Annotated in this window: 16 protein-coding genes; 5 read left to right on the top strand and 11 right to left on the bottom strand. The window is 68.7% G+C overall.

The window, feature by feature from the left end; genetic code table 11:
• Window positions 1-78: 78 nt before the first annotated feature.
• Both ACFVM3_RS14515 and ACFVM3_RS14510 read right to left on the bottom strand, forming a co-directional pair.
• Entirely contained in the window at window positions 79-1,062 is a 984-nt protein-coding gene (locus ACFVM3_RS14515; RefSeq protein ID WP_378438816.1) for a phosphotriesterase, read from the bottom strand.
• Between the two features lie 5 nt (window positions 1,063-1,067).
• The gene (locus ACFVM3_RS14510) at window positions 1,068-2,723 is read right to left on the bottom strand and encodes an AMP-binding protein (protein WP_378438814.1); all 1,656 of its coding nucleotides are present in this window, start codon (window positions 2,721-2,723) and stop codon (window positions 1,068-1,070) included.
• A 103-nt stretch (window positions 2,724-2,826) separates the two neighbouring features.
• Between ACFVM3_RS14510 and ACFVM3_RS14505 the strand changes: the two genes are divergently transcribed.
• Window positions 2,827-3,621: an enoyl-CoA hydratase-related protein gene (locus tag ACFVM3_RS14505; RefSeq protein ID WP_378438858.1), complete on the top strand. Its 795-nt coding sequence runs from the start codon at window positions 2,827-2,829 to the stop codon at window positions 3,619-3,621.
• Between the two features lie 38 nt (window positions 3,622-3,659).
• On the opposite strand, the gene ACFVM3_RS14500 is transcribed toward ACFVM3_RS14505, so the two are convergent.
• From ACFVM3_RS14500 to ACFVM3_RS14490, 3 genes are all read right to left on the bottom strand, one after another.
• A complete protein-coding gene (locus tag ACFVM3_RS14500) occupies window positions 3,660-3,995 on the bottom strand; it encodes a hypothetical protein (protein ID WP_378438812.1) in 336 nt (111 codons plus the stop codon).
• A gap of 141 nt (window positions 3,996-4,136) precedes the next feature.
• Window positions 4,137-4,922, bottom strand: a complete 786-nt coding sequence (locus ACFVM3_RS14495; RefSeq protein ID WP_378438810.1) for an SDR family oxidoreductase — start codon at window positions 4,920-4,922, stop codon at window positions 4,137-4,139.
• A complete protein-coding gene (locus tag ACFVM3_RS14490; RefSeq protein ID WP_378438808.1) occupies window positions 4,919-5,671 on the bottom strand; it encodes an SDR family oxidoreductase in 753 nt (250 codons plus the stop codon). Before ACFVM3_RS14490 ends, ACFVM3_RS14495 begins: the two co-directional genes overlap by 4 nt.
• A gap of 122 nt (window positions 5,672-5,793) precedes the next feature.
• Here ACFVM3_RS14490 and ACFVM3_RS14485 point away from each other — a divergent pair, with 122 nt between their 5' ends.
• Both ACFVM3_RS14485 and ACFVM3_RS14480 read left to right on the top strand, forming a co-directional pair.
• On the top strand, window positions 5,794-6,408 hold the full coding sequence (locus tag ACFVM3_RS14485; protein ID WP_378438856.1) for a TetR/AcrR family transcriptional regulator: 615 nt from the start codon (window positions 5,794-5,796) through the stop codon (window positions 6,406-6,408).
• Between the two features lie 158 nt (window positions 6,409-6,566).
• Window positions 6,567-7,940, top strand: a complete 1,374-nt coding sequence (locus tag ACFVM3_RS14480; protein ID WP_378438806.1) for an MFS transporter — start codon at window positions 6,567-6,569, stop codon at window positions 7,938-7,940.
• On the opposite strand, the gene ACFVM3_RS14475 is transcribed toward ACFVM3_RS14480, so the two are convergent.
• On the bottom strand, window positions 7,899-8,858 hold the full coding sequence (locus tag ACFVM3_RS14475; protein ID WP_378438804.1) for a helix-turn-helix transcriptional regulator: 960 nt from the start codon (window positions 8,856-8,858) through the stop codon (window positions 7,899-7,901). The two genes, ACFVM3_RS14480 and ACFVM3_RS14475, sit on opposite strands and share 42 nt — an antisense overlap.
• A 103-nt stretch (window positions 8,859-8,961) precedes the next feature.
• On the opposite strand from ACFVM3_RS14475, the gene ACFVM3_RS14470 reads away from it, so the two are divergent.
• Entirely contained in the window at window positions 8,962-9,393 is a 432-nt protein-coding gene (locus ACFVM3_RS14470) for a nucleoside deaminase (RefSeq protein WP_378438854.1), read from the top strand.
• On the opposite strand, the gene ACFVM3_RS14465 is transcribed toward ACFVM3_RS14470, so the two are convergent.
• A complete protein-coding gene (locus ACFVM3_RS14465; RefSeq protein ID WP_378438802.1) occupies window positions 9,390-10,649 on the bottom strand; it encodes a GGDEF domain-containing protein in 1,260 nt (419 codons plus the stop codon). The genes ACFVM3_RS14470 and ACFVM3_RS14465 overlap by 4 nt on opposite strands.
• A 224-nt stretch (window positions 10,650-10,873) precedes the next feature.
• On the opposite strand from ACFVM3_RS14465, the gene ACFVM3_RS14460 reads away from it, so the two are divergent.
• A complete protein-coding gene (locus ACFVM3_RS14460) occupies window positions 10,874-11,824 on the top strand; it encodes a chitinase (RefSeq protein WP_378438800.1) in 951 nt (316 codons plus the stop codon).
• Between the two features lie 312 nt (window positions 11,825-12,136).
• On the opposite strand, the gene ACFVM3_RS14455 is transcribed toward ACFVM3_RS14460, so the two are convergent.
• The 4 genes from ACFVM3_RS14455 to ACFVM3_RS14440 form a co-directional block, all read right to left on the bottom strand.
• On the bottom strand, window positions 12,137-13,675 hold the full coding sequence (locus tag ACFVM3_RS14455) for an amino acid ABC transporter substrate-binding protein (protein WP_378438799.1): 1,539 nt from the start codon (window positions 13,673-13,675) through the stop codon (window positions 12,137-12,139).
• Window positions 13,676-13,724: 49 nt separating this feature from the next.
• Window positions 13,725-15,755 (bottom strand): hypothetical protein, encoded by a 2,031-nt coding sequence (locus ACFVM3_RS14450; RefSeq protein ID WP_378438797.1) that lies wholly within the window; start codon window positions 15,753-15,755, stop codon window positions 13,725-13,727.
• 176 nt (window positions 15,756-15,931) lie between these two features.
• Window positions 15,932-16,447: a hypothetical protein gene (locus ACFVM3_RS14445; RefSeq protein WP_378438795.1), complete on the bottom strand. Its 516-nt coding sequence runs from the start codon at window positions 16,445-16,447 to the stop codon at window positions 15,932-15,934.
• Window positions 16,448-16,570: 123 nt separating this feature from the next.
• Entirely contained in the window at window positions 16,571-16,840 is a 270-nt protein-coding gene (locus tag ACFVM3_RS14440) for a hypothetical protein (protein ID WP_378438793.1), read from the bottom strand.
• Window positions 16,841-16,850 lie beyond the last annotated feature (10 nt).

Raw genomic sequence — 16,850 nt, 5'->3', positions numbered from 1 at the left:
CTCGTGCGAACACTCAGCATACCGGCCGGTTTGTCGATGCACCGAGTCCCTTCCCCCGGCGCGGGCCGCGCCGAGCCCTCAATAGGCGCCACCGTGCGCGAAGAACCGCCGCGGATTGTCGACCAGCATCGTCGTTATGTCCCTTTCGGACACTCCCCGCTCCCGCAAGGCGGGCAGCACGTCACGGGTGATGTGGAGGAAATGCCAGTTGGGCGCCATCTCGGCGATCTTGTCCCGCTCGAACCAGTCGATGAAACAGGAGGCGTCATGGGAGAGCACCATGCTTCCGGCGTAACCGCGTTCGCACATCGCCGCGACCGTGGCGACACGATCTTCGAACGGCAGCAACGGGTCGAGCCCGAAGCGGTCCATTCCCAGCAGCGATCCCCTGTCGGCGAGCCCGGTGAGGTAATCGAGGTCGGTGCTGTCGCCGCTGTGCCCGATGAGGACCCGGCTCAAGTCGACACCTTCGGACTCGAAGACGGCCTGCTGTTCGAGTCCTCGCCGGGTCGGAGCGTGGGTGTGGGTCATGATCGGCGCGCCGGTCTCCCGATGTGCCTTCGCGACCGCGCGCAGCACACGTTCGACGCCCGGGGTGACTCCCGGTTCGTCGGTCGCGCACTTGAGCAGCGCCGCCTTCACCCCGGTGTCGGCGATCCCGTCGACGATGTCGCCGGTGAAGAGGCCGACCAGCGGGTCCTCGCCGTCGTCGAAGAGGAGACCGGGTCCGCGATGGTGGAGGTAGTGCGGGACGTCGTTGTAGGTGTAGAGCCCGGTCGCGACGATGATCCGGAGTTCGGTTTCCGCCGCGACCCTGCGCACGCGCGGAATGTAGCGGCCGAGGCCGATGACGGTGGGATCGACGATGGTGTCGATCCCGGCGGCCTTCAGCTCGTCGAGCCGCCGGATCGCGTCGGCGACGTGTTCGTCTTCGCGAAAACCGTCGTGTCCGGGGTGGTTGGCCAGGAATTCGGGACTGAGGACGAACAGGTGCTCGTGCATGAGCACCTTGCCGAGGTCGCCGGCGTCGACGGGACCGCGGACCGTTTCCACCTGTGCCATACCGCTCACCCCTTTGCCCGCAGTTCGCGGCGGAGGATCTTGCCGCTCGCCGTCTTCGGCAGTTCGTCGAGCACCTCGACCACGCGCGGATACTTGTACGCGGCGAGGTGTTCCTTGCAGTACGCGACGAGGTCCTGCGGGTCGGGCGTGCTTCCCGGCGCCGGGCTGATGTAGGCCTTCACGGTCTCGCCGCGGTATTCGTCCGGGACGCCGACGACGGCCGCCTCGCGCACGGACGGATGCGTGTACAGGACGTCCTCGACCTCACGCGGCCAGACCTTGAAACCGGAGGCGTTGATCATGTCCTTCTTGCGGTCGACGACGTAGACCCAGCCGCTCGGTTCCATGAAGCCGATGTCGCCGGTCAGGAGCCTGCCGCCGGGCAGTGCGGCTTCGGTCGCTTCGGGCCGGTTCCAGTAGCCGGGCACCACCATCGGACCTTCGACGGCGATCTCACCCGCCGTCCCGAACGGCAGTTCTTCGCCGTCTTCGCCGAGGATGCGCACGATGGTCCCTGGCACGGGCAAGCCGATGGAGATCGTGCCGGACGCTTCGTCGATGGGCGCTTCGAGGCTGCTCGGGACGACGATGCAGCCCGCGGTCGTCTCGGTGAGCCCGTAGCCGTTGTGGATGTAGTGGCCGAACCGTTCGCGGAACGCGGCGACCACGGCGGGCGGCAGCGCGGCTCCGCCGGAGTACAGCAAACGGAACGATGCGAAGTGCTCCGGACGGACGTCAGGCTGCGCCATCAGCGCCATGTACGCGGTGGACGGGCCGACCGTGTACACGGGCCGGTGTTCCAGGAAGGCGTCGAGTACGACACCAGGCTCGAACCGGTACGCGAGCGCGAGCGTGCCGCCGATGTCGATCGCGGAAGCGATCTCGCAGACCATGCCGGTGATGTGGAACAACGGTGCCAGGCCGAAGAGGGTGGCACCTTCGTCGAGGCCGCTGAACGCGCTGAGCACGGACGCGTTCGCACCGAGGTTGCCGTGGGTGTTCATCGCCCCCTTCGGGGTCCCGCTGGTTCCCGAGGTGTAGCTGATCAGTGCGACGTCGTCCTGGCCGAGGCCGGGGTCCGGGGGCGGGTCCCCCGCCGCGGCCCGCGCCACCTTCAGCAGGTCGGCGGCGCCGGGAGTCGGCTCCCGCACGCTGTTGCCGAACACCCGCGGATCGTCGCGGCCTTGCAGGTCGAGTTCGCTGGTGGTCAGCGCGATGGTCACTCCGCCACCGGGAACGAGCGGGGCGATCCGGCTGTTCCACCCGTTCTGCGAACACACGACCGCGCGCACTCCGGCGTCCTCGAAGACGTGCCGGAGCTCCCGTTCCCGGTACATCGGGTTGACGGGGACGACGATCCCGCCCGCCTTCCAGGCACCGAGCAGCGCCAGCACGAACTGCGGGATGTTCTGCAGGATCAGGGCGAGCCGGTCGCCCGTGCTGAATCCGGACGCGATCAGGTGACGCGCGATGCCGTCGGAAAGCTCGTCGACTTCGCGGTAACTCATCCTGCCGTCGAAGTAGGCGATCGCGGCGGCGTGCGGGAAGCGCTCGACCGCCCGCCGGAAGGACGCGGGAACCGTGGTCGGTTCCGTCGGTTCCACGTCCCTCATCCGGGGCTCGTAGGCGGCCAGCCACGGCTTCGCTTCGTAGGAGCTCACGCGGGTTCCTCCCTGACAAAGTCTCGACGGACCTCTAAGCATCCGCTTAGTATGGCGATGACGCAAGGAGGTCGACGTGACCGATCAGCTCTCACCGTCCGAAATGGACACTGTGGATTTCGTCCGGTACGCCGTGGACGGCGCCGTCGCCACGGTCACCTTCGACAAACCGGAGCGTGGCAACGCGATGGATCAGGCGATGCAGGTCCGCTACGGCGATCTGCTGGGCAGGGCGTCGGCCGATCCCGGAATCCGCGCCGTCGTCGTCACCGGCGCCGGGCGTTCCTTCTGCCCCGGCGCGGACTTGGGACTCCTGGAGGGCATCTCGGCCGGTGGCGCGGCCACGCCTGAGCACGAAGGCTTCCGCGACGTCCTGGCCGCGGTGTATGCCGAGGTGCCGGTGGTCGCGGCCATCAACGGCGGCTGCGCCGGGCTCGGTTTCGTGATCGCCTGCGCCGCCGACGTCCGGTTCGCCGCCGCGGGCGCGAAGTTCACCACCGCCTTCGCCCGGCGCGGCCTCATCGCGGAATACGGGGTGGCGAAGCTGCTGCCCGAGCTCGTCGGTCGCGGCCGGGCACTCGATCTGCTGCTCTCCGGCCGGACCTTCACCGCCGAACAGGCCCATGAATACGGCTTGGTGCAGGAAATCGTGCCCGCGGAAGAACTTCCTGCGCGAGCGAAGGCCTACGCGACCGAACTCGCGACCTACAGCGCGCCGCGCTCCATGGCACTCATGAAGCGGCAGGTCCTGCGGGAAGCCGGGCTTTCACTGGAAGACTCCGCCCGCGAGGCCACCGCCCTGATGCTCGACTCCTTCGGCCACCCGGAACTTCCCGAGGGCCTGGCCAGCTGGAACGAGCGCCGCGCCCCCGACTTCCCGCCGTACCAAGGCGTTTAGGCTGCCCCGGCCGCACGACCGGGGCAGCCCGTACCGAATCAGACGGTTTCGCGCGTGGTCACCGCGTCCCTCTCGGCGGCCAGCGCGGTGCAGGTGCGCACCCACAACTCCCAGCCGCGCAGCGCCTGATTGCAGTTCCAGCCGGTCCAACGGCCGGCCTGCGCGCCCTCGTTGCCGGCGCGGTTGCAGGCGGTTTTGCTGCTCCAGCCCTCACTCACCTTGCGGTACGGCGTGCAGGAGGCCGCCGCGACGTCACCCGACGCCCCGGCCGCGCACGGTTCCGCGGTGCCCGCCATCGCCGATCCCGCGGTCAGCACCGAGCCGGCGAGGGTGGCGGCGAGAACGGCACCACGGAGCACGAAGCGTTTGTTCATCGAGTTTTCCTTACCGCGAGCAAGACCCCTTGCCCACAGTGGCCGATCCGGCGACGAAGATCAACCGCCCCGCGCCGAGTTACGCCTCTGATCACGCGAGTTACGCCCCTGAGCACGCGAGTTCGGCGCAGGCCGCACCGGTCATTCGCCGATGACCTGCTCCACCTTGCGCTGCAGCTTGTTCATCCCGCCGAGCCAGCGGTCGGTCTGCGTGGCCCGCGCGGCGTAGTAGTCCGCGACCTCGGGATGCGGCAGCACCAGGAACCGGTCGGCGGCGATGGCCTCGAACAGCGCGTCCGCGACCTGCTCCGGCTGGATCGCCGACGCACCCATCAGCAGCTCGCCCGCGGGACCGGTGTTCTCCAGCATCGCCGTCCGCACGCCCTGCGGGCAGATGGCCTGCACGGTGAGCCCGCGGTGCCGATAAGTCGCCGAAAGCCACTCGGCGAAGGCGAGCGCGCCGTGTTTGGTCACCGAGTAGGACGCCGAACCGAGACTGGTCAGCAATCCCGCCGCCGACACCGTCGAGATGAAATGCCCGCGGCCGCGCTCGAGCCACGGTGGCAGGAGCAGCCGCGCCGCGCGCACGTGCGCCATGACGTTGACGTCCCAGATCCGCGCCCAGTCCTCCTCGGGCGCGTCCACGCCACCCATCGGCGCGATCCCGGCGTTGGCGCAGAAGACGTCGACCTCGCCGAGGGTTTCGCGGGCCGACTCGATCAGGGACGCGACACCCGCTTCGCTCGCGGCGTCACCCGCGACGGCGGTCCCGCCGATCTCCTCGGCGATTTCGGCCGCGGCCTCCCCGTTCAGGTCGCCGACGACGACCCGGGCGCCCTCGGCGGCAAACCGGCGGGCGAGGACGGCCCCGATGCCGCCGCCCCCACCGGTGACGACGACCCCGGAACCGGTGAACGACGAGGTCACAGGCCACCCGCCAGCGTGACGCCGCCGTCGAGGACCACCGTCTGCCCGGTGATCCAGCCCGCCTCATCCGAAAGCAGGAACGCCACGGCGCCCGCGATGTCCGCCGGAACGCCGAGGCGTTTCATCGGGTACGACTCGGAGACCTCTTCTTCGCGGCCTTCGTACAGCGCGGTCGCGAACTTGGTCTTGACCACGGCCGGCGCGACGGCGTTCACGCGGATCTTCGGGCCCAGTTCGAAGCCGAGTTCCTTGGTGAGCCGGATCAGCGCGGCCTTGCTGACGCCGTACATGCCGATCCCGGGCGAAGCGCCGAGCCCGGCGATGGACGCGACGTTCACCACCGCGCCGCCGTGCTCCCCCATCCACGCGTCCCGCGCCCGGCGGGTCCACGACAGCGGCGCGAGCACGTTGACGGCGAAGATCTTCGCGGCGGCCCCGGGATCGATGTCCAGGGTCGGCCCGAACACCGGGTTGATCCCGGTGTTGTTGACCAGCATGTCGAGCCTGCCGAAGGTTTCGATGGTCTTGGCGACGGCCTCGTCCTGGTGCGCCTCGTCGTCGGCCTTGCCAGGAACGGCGATGGCGACGGCCTCGCCGCCCAGTTCGGCCACCGCTTCGGCCAGCGGCTCCGGCTTGCGCGCGGTGATGCACACCTTCGCGCCACGCTCGACCAGGTCCTTGGCGATTCCGAGGCCGATCCCCCGGCTGGCGCCGGTGACGATCGCGACGCGATCCTTGAACGAGTTCACTCTTCGATCTCCTCTGTGTTCACTGGCGCGTGCATCACTAAGCGAGCGCTCACTTACAATGGGAAGGTCCGGAGGCGGTGTCAAGCCCACTGTCCGGTACGAGCGTCTGGGAGGATCTGCGGATGACCATGTCGCTGTCGGCCGAACTGTGGCCGGACGTCCAGCCCGAGACGGCACGGCGGCTGATGCTGGCCGGGGTCGAATCCTTCGCCCGGCGTGGCTATCACGCGACCACCACCCGGGACATCGCCTCGGCGGCGGGGATGAGCCCCGCGGCGCTGTACGTGCACTTCCCGTCCAAGGCCGCCCTGCTGTTCGCGATCTCGAAGTACGGCCACGAGCAGACGCTCTCGCTGGTCGAAAGTGTCGTCGCGCGGGAGACCGACCCGATCGTGCGGATCCGGCTGCTGGTCGAGGACTTCGTGGCGTGGCACGCGCGGAGGCATACGGTGGCCCGCGTGGTGCAGTACGAACTGCACGCGCTGCCCGACGAGGAGTTCGAGATCGTCGCGAAACTGCGCCGCCGCATCGAGCAGGTCGTGCGCGAGGTCATCACCGAAGGCGCCATGGCGGGCGTGTTCACCGTCGGCGACCCGCACACCGCCGCCCGCGCCGTGCTCTCGCTCGGCGTCGACGTCTCCCGCTGGTACAGCGAGCGAACGCGCCAGACCCCCAAGAAGCTGGGCCAGGAGTACAGCGAGCTGGTGCTCCGCATGCTCGGCACGAACCTCTCCTGACCAGTACAGATCGACCTTTCCCGGCGCTACCGCCACCAGAGTGACATACCAACTGGTCGGTATCCAGAATTACCCGTTGAGACGTTGACCACATACTAAGCGGTTGTTAACTTGCCCGGACTGCATCGCCGCAGCAGCGCCGAGCGAAGGGCATCCAGATGGCCGACACCGCACCGAACGCCCCTGAAACCGCCGCCGAACCGACGATCACCGTGTCCCAGCGCAGGAGGGCCGCCACCGCGGCGGCACTCGCCTCCTCGGTCGAGTGGTACGACTACTTCGTCTTCGGGATCGCGGCCGCCCTGGTCTTCGGGAAGACCTTCTTCCCCACCAGCAACGCGGCGGCCGGCGTCCTCGCCTCGTTCGCGACCTTCGCGGTCGGGTTCCTCGCCCGGCCGCTCGGCGGGATCATCGCGGGCAGCCTCGGCGACAAACGCGGCCGGAAACCCGTGCTGGTACTGGCGATCGCGCTGATGGGCGCGGCGACCACGCTGATCGGCCTGCTGCCGACCTACGACTCGATCGGCATCGCCGCGCCGATCCTCCTGGTGCTGCTCCGGCTCGTGCAGGGGGTCGCCGTCGGCGCCCAGTGGGGTGGCGCGATGCTGCTCGCCACCGAATACGCGCCGCCCGGCAAACGGGGTCTCTACGGCAGCCTCGTCCAGCTCGGCGTGCCGATCGGGGTGGTGCTCGCGAACACGGTGTTCCTGGTCGCCGCCCAGCTCGCACCGCCGTCGGACTTCCTCGTCTGGGCGTGGCGGATCCCGTTCCTGGTGGGTGTCCTCGTGCTCGGGCTGGCCTGGTACATGCACGTCAAGATCGACGAAACGCCCGAATACCGCCGCGCGGAAGCGAAACTCGCCGCCGAGGAACGCGGCCGCGCCAAGTCGCCGCTGCGTGACGTCCTGCGCCACCACAAGGGCACCGTGCTGCTGGCGGGAGGCTCGTTCATGGTCAACACCGCCACCTTCTACATCCTGCTGAACGGCGTCCTCGACTACGCCACCCGGCATCTCGGGATGTCGCGGACCACCGTGCTCGTCGCGACCCTGCTGATCAGCACCCTGCAACTGGCGATCATCCCGCTGTCGGCGAAACTGTCCGACCGGATCGGCAGGCTCAAGATCTACACCTTCGGCGCGGCGGGCGTCGCGCTCTGGGCGATCCCGATGTTCCTGCTGATCGACACGGCCTCGCTGCCGCTGTTCGTCATCGCCTCGTTCGTCGGGTCACTGTTCCTCGGCATCATGTACGGCCCGCAGGCGGCGTTGTTCGCGGAGCTCTTCACCGCCGAGATGCGCTACACCGGCGCCTCGCTCGGCTACCAGATCAGCGCGGTGGTCGGCGGCGGGCTCGCGCCGTTCATCATGGTGCTGCTGCTGGAATCCACCGGGACCTCGATGTCGGTCTCGCTCTACATCATCGTGCTGGCCCTGATCTCGCTCGGCTCGATCGGCCTGCTCGCCAAACGCGCACGGTCCACTTCGGACTCAGACGACCGCGCGAGCGAAGCGGTCGGCGACCAGTCGTAGCCGTTCCTTGACCTCGTCCGGCGCCTCCTCCACGACGAAGTCGACGTCCCAATGGGCGAGGTAGTAGGGCATCACGGACAGGTCGTTGGCGCCGACCCGGACCCGGCAGGTGTGCTCGTCGATGGCCTCGATCGTCCCGGCGGTCGGGGACACGTATTCGGCGAGCGCGTCCGCCGAGGCGTTCACCCGCAGCACCATCTGGTGCGGGTACGGCGAAGTCGTGATCCCGCGGGAGACGTACGCCGCGAGGTCCTCGGCGGGCGGTTCCCTCGGCGTGAACCGGAAGCTCGTGTCCGGGACGCCGTCGATCCGGTCGACGCGGAAGGTCCGCCAGTCGTCCCGGTCGAGGTCGAACGCGACCAGGTACCACCGGCGCCCGGTGTGCACCAGGCGCAACGGCTCGATGTAGCGCTCGCTGACGGCACCGTTGTGGCTGCGGTAGCCGAACCGGAGCCGCTGATGGTCACGGCACGCGGACGCGATGACCGTCAGCGCCTCCGCGTCGATGACCGGGACGACGCCGCCGAGCGGGATCATCGCCGTGTTCAGCGCGGTGACCCGGTGCCGCAGCCGCGCGGGCAGCACCTGCTCCAGTTTCGTGAGCGCGCGCACCGAGGTCTCCTCGATCCCGGAGACCGTCCCGTTCGCGGCCGTGCGGAGGCCGACGGCGACCGCGACGGCCTCGTCGTCGTCCAGCAGCAGCGGCGGCAACGCGGCCCCCGCGCCGAGCCGGTAGCCGCCCGCGACGCCGGGGGTGGCGTGCACCGGGTAACCCAGTTCGCGAAGTCGCTCGACGTCGCGCCGGACCGTCCGGACGTCCACCTGCAGCCGGTCGGCCAGATCGGCGCCCGGCCAGTCGCGACGCGCCTGCAGCAGGGAGAGCAGCCTCAGCAGCCGTGCCGACGTGCCCGTGGTCATCGGTTCGCTCGCTTCATGGGAGGAGTGTCGCAGATATTCAGGACAGGTCCGGTCCGCATTGCGCTCGCGCCGTAAGGTGAACCGCGTGATCGATCCCGCGCGCATGCTGTCCGTCGCCCGTGAAGAGGCCGAACTCGGCAAGGCCGAGGGCGGGGTCCCGATCGGTGCGGCCCTCTTCGACACCGACGGCGTCCTGCTCGGCCGCGGCCACAACCGCCGGGTCCAGGACGGCGACCCGTCGATGCACGCCGAGACCTCGGCCTTCCGGAACGCGGGAAGGCGGCCGCACTACCGGGACACGATCATGGTCACCACGCTGTCCCCCTGCTGGTACTGCAGCGGGCTGGTGCGCCAGTTCGGCATCGGCCGGGTCGTCATCGGCGAGGCCACCACGTTCGAAGGCGGGCACGGCTGGCTCGAGGAGCACGGCGTCGAGATCACCCTGCTGGACGATCCGGCGTGCACCGCGCTGATGACCGAGTTCATCCGGGATCACCCGGACCTGTGGTTCGAGGACATCGGCGTTCCGACCTAGGTCTCGGCCTCGAAGACGACGGTCCGGTTGCGCCCGGCTCCCTTCGCCGCGCGCAACGCCTGATCCGCCGCGCCGACGAGCCGGTCGAGCGTCTCGCCGCAGGCGGGATGCGACGACACTCCGATCGAGACGGTCGTCCCCGCGAACGTCCCACCCAGTGAGACGAACGTCGAGGAGATCCGCAGCCGGATGCGTTCGGCGATCGCGTGCGCGTCGAACCGGCTCGTGCCGGGCAGCAGGACCACGAACTCCTCGCCGCCGAACCGGCCGACCAGGTCCGCGGCACGGACCTCGGCACGCAACGTGTCCGCCACGGCCCGCAGGACGTCGTCCCCGACGTGCCTGCCGTGCCGGTCGTTGAGCCGGGCGAAATGGTCGAGGTCGAGCATCAGCAGCGAAAGATCGGCGCCACGGCCGCGAAGCAGCTCGAGCTGGGTGCGGGCACCGTCCAACCAGGACGACGCGGTGAGCAGCCCCGTGCCGGAGTCCGTGCCCGCGTGACCACGCAGCGCGCGCATCGTCCCCGCCCGGTGAAGTACCACGAGCGCGCCCGCGAGTACCACGGTGACGAACGGCCAGTCCGCCGCCGACCAGGCGAGCAACAGTCCGAACGCGACCATCGCCGCGTCGAAGGCGAATCCCGACGGTTCCGCCCCGAATTCGGCCGCCGGCGCGGCCAAGGCCGCGTCGACGGACAGGAAGACCAGCCCGGTCGCGAAAACCAGGGCGAAACTTTCGAAATCCCTTGCCGCGCCGATGAACGGCGACGCACCCAGCAGTACCGGGATGATCGAGGCGCCGAGCGCCGAAAGCATGGTCGCGGACGCCGCGAACACCTGCCGGTGCGGGATCCCGCGCCGGATCCGGAACCAGCGATATCCCGCCGAGGCGACGACGAGCACCGCGGCCAAAGCGGGCGGCAGCAGGAGCACACCCGCGAAAATCCACGCCGCGTCCAGTCCCGCGCCGAGCCGGGTGTCGGCGCGGGATCGCTCGACCGGGCGAGAAAGCTCAGCGCTGAGGACCATTCCGGTTAACAGAGCGGAAAACGGAAGAAACGACGATGGCGCGGGCGGCCGCAACACGAAGAGGTAAGTGGTGGCGGCGATGGCGGCGAAGTCGACGAGGAGCAGATACCCGATCAGGCCCCGCCTGGGTAATTCCCACAGGCTCCACGACCCCAGTACCCGCCGCGGCGCGGCGAGCCGGTCTCTGCGGTCGCGGCTTCCGGTCGCCATCAGGGAGTCCCCCACCATTTCGGCAAACTAGCCGGTAATCGCGATGGTGTCGATCCGCTTTCCGGGTCATGACCCCCCTACTAAGGTCGGTCGTTTCCGGTGGGTATTCCGGTGAATTCTTGACAGTCCTGAATGGTCTAGTCCACCGTGGGTAGGCGCACCCTCCCGGTTGATCCGCCGCGTCAAGACGGAGGTGCTCCACACCTGCGCGCCTCGCCGCGCGCGTACCAGTTGGAGGACCGATGAAATCCTTACGACGCTGGGCGACACTGGCCACCACCGTCGGCGCCGCTCTCGCCACCGCCGCCGGCTTCGCTCCCGTCGCCTCGGCGGCCCCGGACCCGGTGCTGGCCTCGCCCTATCTGTACCAGTGGTCGGGACAGACGGATCCGATCGCCGCGATGAACGCCACCGGCGTCAAGGCCTTCACCCTCGCGTTCATCCTTTCCGACGGCGGGTGCAACCCGAAATGGGACGGCAGCCGTTCGCTCACCGGCTCCGACGCCACGATGATCAACAACATCCGCGCCAAGGGCGGCGACGTCATCCCGTCGTTCGGCGGCTGGTCGGGTACGAAGCTCGGCCCGAAATGCTCCACGCCCGCGGCACTCGCCGGCGCGTATCAAAAGGTCATCGACGCCTACAAACTCAAGGCGATCGACCTCGACGTCGAGAACACCGACGAGTTCGAGAACCACACCGTCCAGGACCGGATCCTGAACGCCGTCAAGATCACGAAGCAGAAGAATCCGGGCCTGCGCGTGGTCATCACCATCCCGACCGAGGTCGGCGGTCCCAACGCGCACGGCAAGCGGCTGATCAACCAGTCGAAGGTGCTCGGCGCGGGAGTCGACGCGTGGTCGGTCATGCCGTTCGACTTCTCCAGCGGCGGTGACATGGCGGGGAAGACCCGCAGTGCCGTGGACGGGCTGAAGAACGTCGTGAAATCCACTTTCGGTCTGAGCGACGACGCGGCCTACCGGCGCAGCGGGCTTTCGTCGATGAACGGTAGGACCGATGTGGCGGGCGAGACCGTCAGCGTCGCCGACTTCCGCGCGATCCGCGACTACGCGGCGAGCAAACACCTCGCCCGGTTGTCGTTCTGGGCGGTGAACCGCGATTGCAACAACTGCGCGGGAATCCCGCAGGGCAAGTACGACTACACCAAGATCGTGGCGGGTTATACCGGCTGATTTCCGTTCCCCACCGGTGTCAGTCCGTGAAGGCCTCCTTCCCTGCTCTCAAGGTAGGGAAGGAGGCCTTCACTACGCCCGAGCGCTTCACTGTCGCGACGGTGCCGCATGAGGAACCGTGTTGCGAAAGCCACTTTCGCAACGTTGAAGGTTGCGAAAGTGGCCTTCGCAAACTGAGCGGGCGATCGGTCCAGGCGTCGTGAGTCCTCGCCTGAAGTCCGTGAAGGCCTCCTTGAGGGACTCTGGGTCCTCAAGGAGGCCTTCACGGACCGGCCCCTGGGAACAATCGCGGCCGGAATCCACGTCACAAGCTCAGCGGCCGCAGTCCGGCGCCGTGTTCAGCGGCCGCCCGCGCGACCACACGAGGTCGACCGGATGCACCGAGCCGTCCGGATCAATCGACAGGATCGGCAACGCCTTGTCGAGCTGGTTCCCCGTCGCCTGGTCGAACGCGATGAAGCCGGTCGCGCCGGGTACCGGGGAGTTGCAGTCGATACTGCGCAACACGTTCGCCACCGAGACCGGATCCGCCGACACGTTCTGCACGGCCGCTTCGACGGCCGCGGCGACCGCGTCGTGTTCGATCATCGCGGCGCCGTCCCACAATTCCCCTTTCGGGAAACCGTGGGTACCGGTGAATTCCGCGACGAAGTTGTCATAGTTCTTCTTGTACGTGGGATGCGCCGGGTTGGCGGTGAACATATCCCACTGGTCGGGATACGCGAGCGCCGTGTAACGGAGCCGGACACTGATGTCCCCGTTCAGCTCCAAGGGTTTCCCGGCGAGTGTGCTCGCGTCGTCCCCGGTCATCACGGTCACCGTGTCGAGCCCTTCGCAGGCGCCGTCGCCCGCCAGCGCCGCCACGAGGGCGCCGAGGTCGAGGCCGCGGCCGGCGAAGTAGATCAGATCGGGTTTCGCGCCACAGATGTCGTTGTGCCATCTGCTGAACAGCCCCCGCAGGTACGCCTCGCGCGAAGTGTCGGCGAGCGGTTTGACGTCATAGGTCTTGGTGAAGAGGACCGGGACCTTCGACGAGTTCTGGAACGCTTCGGCGAGCGTGGTCGCGTAGGTGTCCTCCTTGCTGACCCCCTGGATCATCATCACGCGCCGGAAACCGTGCGCGGCGATGTATCCGGCGGCGGCGCGGGCCTCGTCGGTGTTGGTCGGTCCCACGCGGAAGAAGTTGTCGATCCGCGCGCCCTTCGGGTCGGTGTTCATGTTGTCCGCGGTGACGGTCGCGCCGATCGTGGCGATACCGTGTCTGGACAGTTCGGCCACCAGTGCCCGGCTGTTCTCCGAACTGGTGCCGACGTCGGTGACCGCGACGATGCGCTGGGCGGCGGCCGCGGCGACGATCTCCTCGGCGACCACGCGCCAGTGATCGGCGTTGCTCCCGTAATTGGCCAGCAGGAGCTTGATTCCCGGCGGCCCGTTCTTCGGCCACGCGGCGGTGATCGCGCCCTGGATCTCCCGCCGCACGAACGGGAACGGCTGGCTGTCGACCTGCGGATCGGGCGCGAGGTTCTCCAGCACCACGATGGTCTTGAAATTGTCCCCCGCCAGCTCGTTGCGGCTCTTGATGAACTTCTCCAGCGGGTCGAGCGGATCGTTGTCCCGCATCGGGCCGGAGTCGAGGTTCAGCCCGACGCAGACGTAAGACGAGCCGACCGAATCCTCGTCCGCGTCCACCGCCCGCAACCCGGAACCGCAGGACTCCCATGGTCTGAACCCCGCCAGCAACGCCCCTGCCAGCACGACCACGGCCAGGATCAGCAGCAGCCGATGGCGGTGCGCCCAGCCGCGTGGCCGGACCGGCGGCCCCGTCACCGCGCGTTCACGGGCCTCGGACATGCGTGTTCTCACCGAATCGAGCCAGGACATCACAGAGTTCCGTTCCGGGTCAGGGGAATTCGCCGCGGCGGGCGGCTTCCTTCGCCGACACGAGCGCGCCGACGTCGGGCTGATGCGAGGTGGTGGCCAGCGCGGCGAAGGCGTTCGCGATCACCTGATGCTGGCCCTGCCCGCGCACGGCGAACGGGTTGGCGGTCAGCCAGCCCGCCGCGATGAGCCGGGCGACGTTGTTCCGGATTTCGGACCGGTCGTTCGGGCACCGCGCGTTGTCCAGGTTGACGAGTTCTTCGTACAGCTCAGCGTGATCCCGCTCGGGTGGCAGATCGTCGGGCGCGTTCAGGACCAGCTCGAGTTTCGCGATCCACTCCGCGTGCGGGATCCGGTTGAACTCGCGTTCGAAGAACGTGACCACCTCGCCGATGTCGCCCAGCGCGAGATTGCAGTAGGCCAGGCGCACCGGATCCTGCGCGGTGTCCGGATCGTCGCGCAGGGCCTTGAACTGCTCCGAGTAGGTCGGCCCGTCGCCGTCACCGCGCCGGGCCAGCGCGGACACCAGGTTCGCGGCGATCCACGGGTGCAGGGCCGCCTGGTCGTCCGTGGAACCCGGCGAGTTCCGCGCCCTCACCCACAACGAGGTGCGCAGTTCGGTCAGGATCCGCCCGACGTGCGGCTGGTCGATCCGGCTCTGCGCGGCGTCCGGGATCAGCCAGGGCGCGGTCGCGAACGGGGCCGCGGTCACGAAATCGTCCACGTGGACGTCGTCGAGATGCTCGGTCAAAGCGAGCTCGGTCAGCCTGCGGTAGCAGGGATCCTGCCCCTCACGAGGATCGGTGGTGAGCAGATCGCGGTCGCCTTCGCGCGCGTCGCTCGCCCGCAACCGCCCCGCGAGCTGTTCGACCGCCGACGGGAGTCCACCGGTCGCCTTGTGCGCGAGCGTGACCTTGGGCGTCCGCGCGCCGGAACTGAGGATGCGCGCGATCCGCCCGATCGACTGGGGCGAGATCCGGACCGGGTAATAGGGCGAGTCCAGCGCGCCGTTGCCAGGGTTCGCCCAGTCGTCGTACGAGGCCTCCTCGCAGTCCGCGATCGGCCGGACGGCGGGCGGGGCGCCGGACGCGGGTTTCCACGGCGCCAGCCAGGCGGTCCCCCAGTCGTCGTGCCACCGCCCGCTGGTGGCGATCACCAGCAGCGCGTCGTGGGCATCACGGTCGTTCGGATGCTGGACGGCGTAGCGTTCCCGCGCTGCGATGAGGTCGGCGAGGAACTCGGTGCCGCCGGCGTGATCGACGTCGTCCAGCACCACCACCCAGTTGTGCCAGTGCCTGCGCTGCGGCGAGATATCGCAGGTGCACGGGCTCTTCTCCTCCGGTTTGGCCAGCCGCGGATGGTTCTCCCGGACGTCGCCGAGGAACGCCGCCATCAGCCACTCGTTGACCGCCTTGGCGTCGCGGGCGCTGCCGTGCGCGAGCCGGTTGAGTTCGAGCAGCGCGTCGAACGGGGATCTCCCCTCGGCGTTGGGGAAGTCCGCGAGCGACCGCAGCGCCTTGCCGAGGCGCGGCCGGATGTTCCGGACCAGATGCGGGAACGTCTGGCGGAACAAGTCCGCATACGGGGGCTCGACGAGACCGGTCGCCTTCGCCGTCTCGGTCAGCGTGTCGAGCGCTCTGTCCAGCGCCGGTGTCCAGATGATTCCGTGAAAACTGTTGAGCAGCGATTTCAGTTGCACGAGGTCTTCGTCGCGATTTCGGCCGGAAAGCTCCGCCTGAACCGCGATCAACGCGATCGTGAACCGAACGAACTGCGGTTTCGGCCGATTTCGCCATTTGCTCGACAACCCATAGGCCAGTTTCGTGAGCACGTCGATGGTGCCCGCTCTGCCGCCTTGCCCGAAAGCGAATCCGGCGTGCACGACACCCCAGCCCAGGTCACGGCGGATCGCTTCCAGCGCCGTGGTCTTCCCCGAGCCGACCGGCCCGAGCAACACCGTCACCGGCTGTGGACGGGACGGATTCCCCGTCTCGCGGTTGAGCAGCATTCTCCGGGCGAGCTGCACCGCGGGAGAATGTCGGTCCACACTCATTTTTCCTGTTCAGCCCCTAGTCATGCTCCGGGAGGAATGGAGAGTGCGAACCATCGTAGGTACCCGGCCTTGGCCGGGACACCGGAAAAGGGGCACCAGACACGAACGGACGAGAACAGGGATGAATCGTAATTCTTGTTCGACGATGCGCGACGCCGCCGATCACCCGATCGGCGCTATCCGCCCCACTGCGGCCACCGGCCACCACCGCGATATCCGCCGTGATGCCAGTCGTGATACCACTCGTGGTGACCAGCGCGCGGATCCGGCCGTTCCTCGGGTGGCGGGGTTGGCGTCGGTGACGGCGTCTCCGAGCCGTGCATCGACGCGGTCATCGGCGGCGGAGGGGCGACACTGCCGCCCGAAGGTCCCGACGGGACGGGCGAGGACGCCGCGTCGTCCGGGACCTCGACGGCCTGCGGGGCGATGGTCAGCGACGGCGGCGAGAGCGGCATCCCAGGGACGACCTCGGCCTGTTCGGCCGGGATGAGCAGCACGGCCAGCAGTCCGCCGACGAAGACACCGCCGGCCGAAAGCACGGAGATCCGCCGGATCCTCCCGTTCCCGGGAGCGGCGTCCGGAGCCCGGTGCTTCGGCCCTCGCGGTCCCTTACGACGGGGTGCCGCGCCGGCTTTCCGCATCAATTCGCTGAGGGCGTCCCCGCCGGAATCATGGCGAGCCGTGCGTGCCATCGGCACCTCCCTACCCGGTCCGTCGCTCGACGGCGACGGCCTCATCCCGGGGTGGATCCTAGGAACGCGGGAGGTGGTTGTAAACGGTCGTCGTCCACTGCGGACAGACGATGCGGTGAAGGGTCAGGCGGCAGCGGTGACCGCGATGGCGGCTTCGCCCGCCTCGGTCAGCTCGGCGGGCACCCGGCCCGTGACCGCGGCGGGACCGCTGGACGCGCCGGGGCGGATGTAGCCGCCGCGAGCCAGCGCGTGCGCGGTCATCTGGTCGCAACAGGCGAACCCGTCGATGAAGAGATCCGGCTCGCAGCTGCACGACATCTGGGCACGGCGCGCCGCGACCGCTCGCAGCATCGCCATCGCGCGATGGGACAGTTCGACCTCTGAACCGGACACCGGATTGGAC

The sequence above is a fragment of the Amycolatopsis sp. NPDC057786 genome (assembly GCF_042797905.1).
Classification (GTDB): Bacteria; Actinomycetota; Actinomycetes; order Mycobacteriales; family Pseudonocardiaceae; genus Amycolatopsis.
The sequence above is the reverse complement of the archived record's forward strand: the minus strand, read 5'-3'. Positions and strand labels throughout refer to the sequence as shown.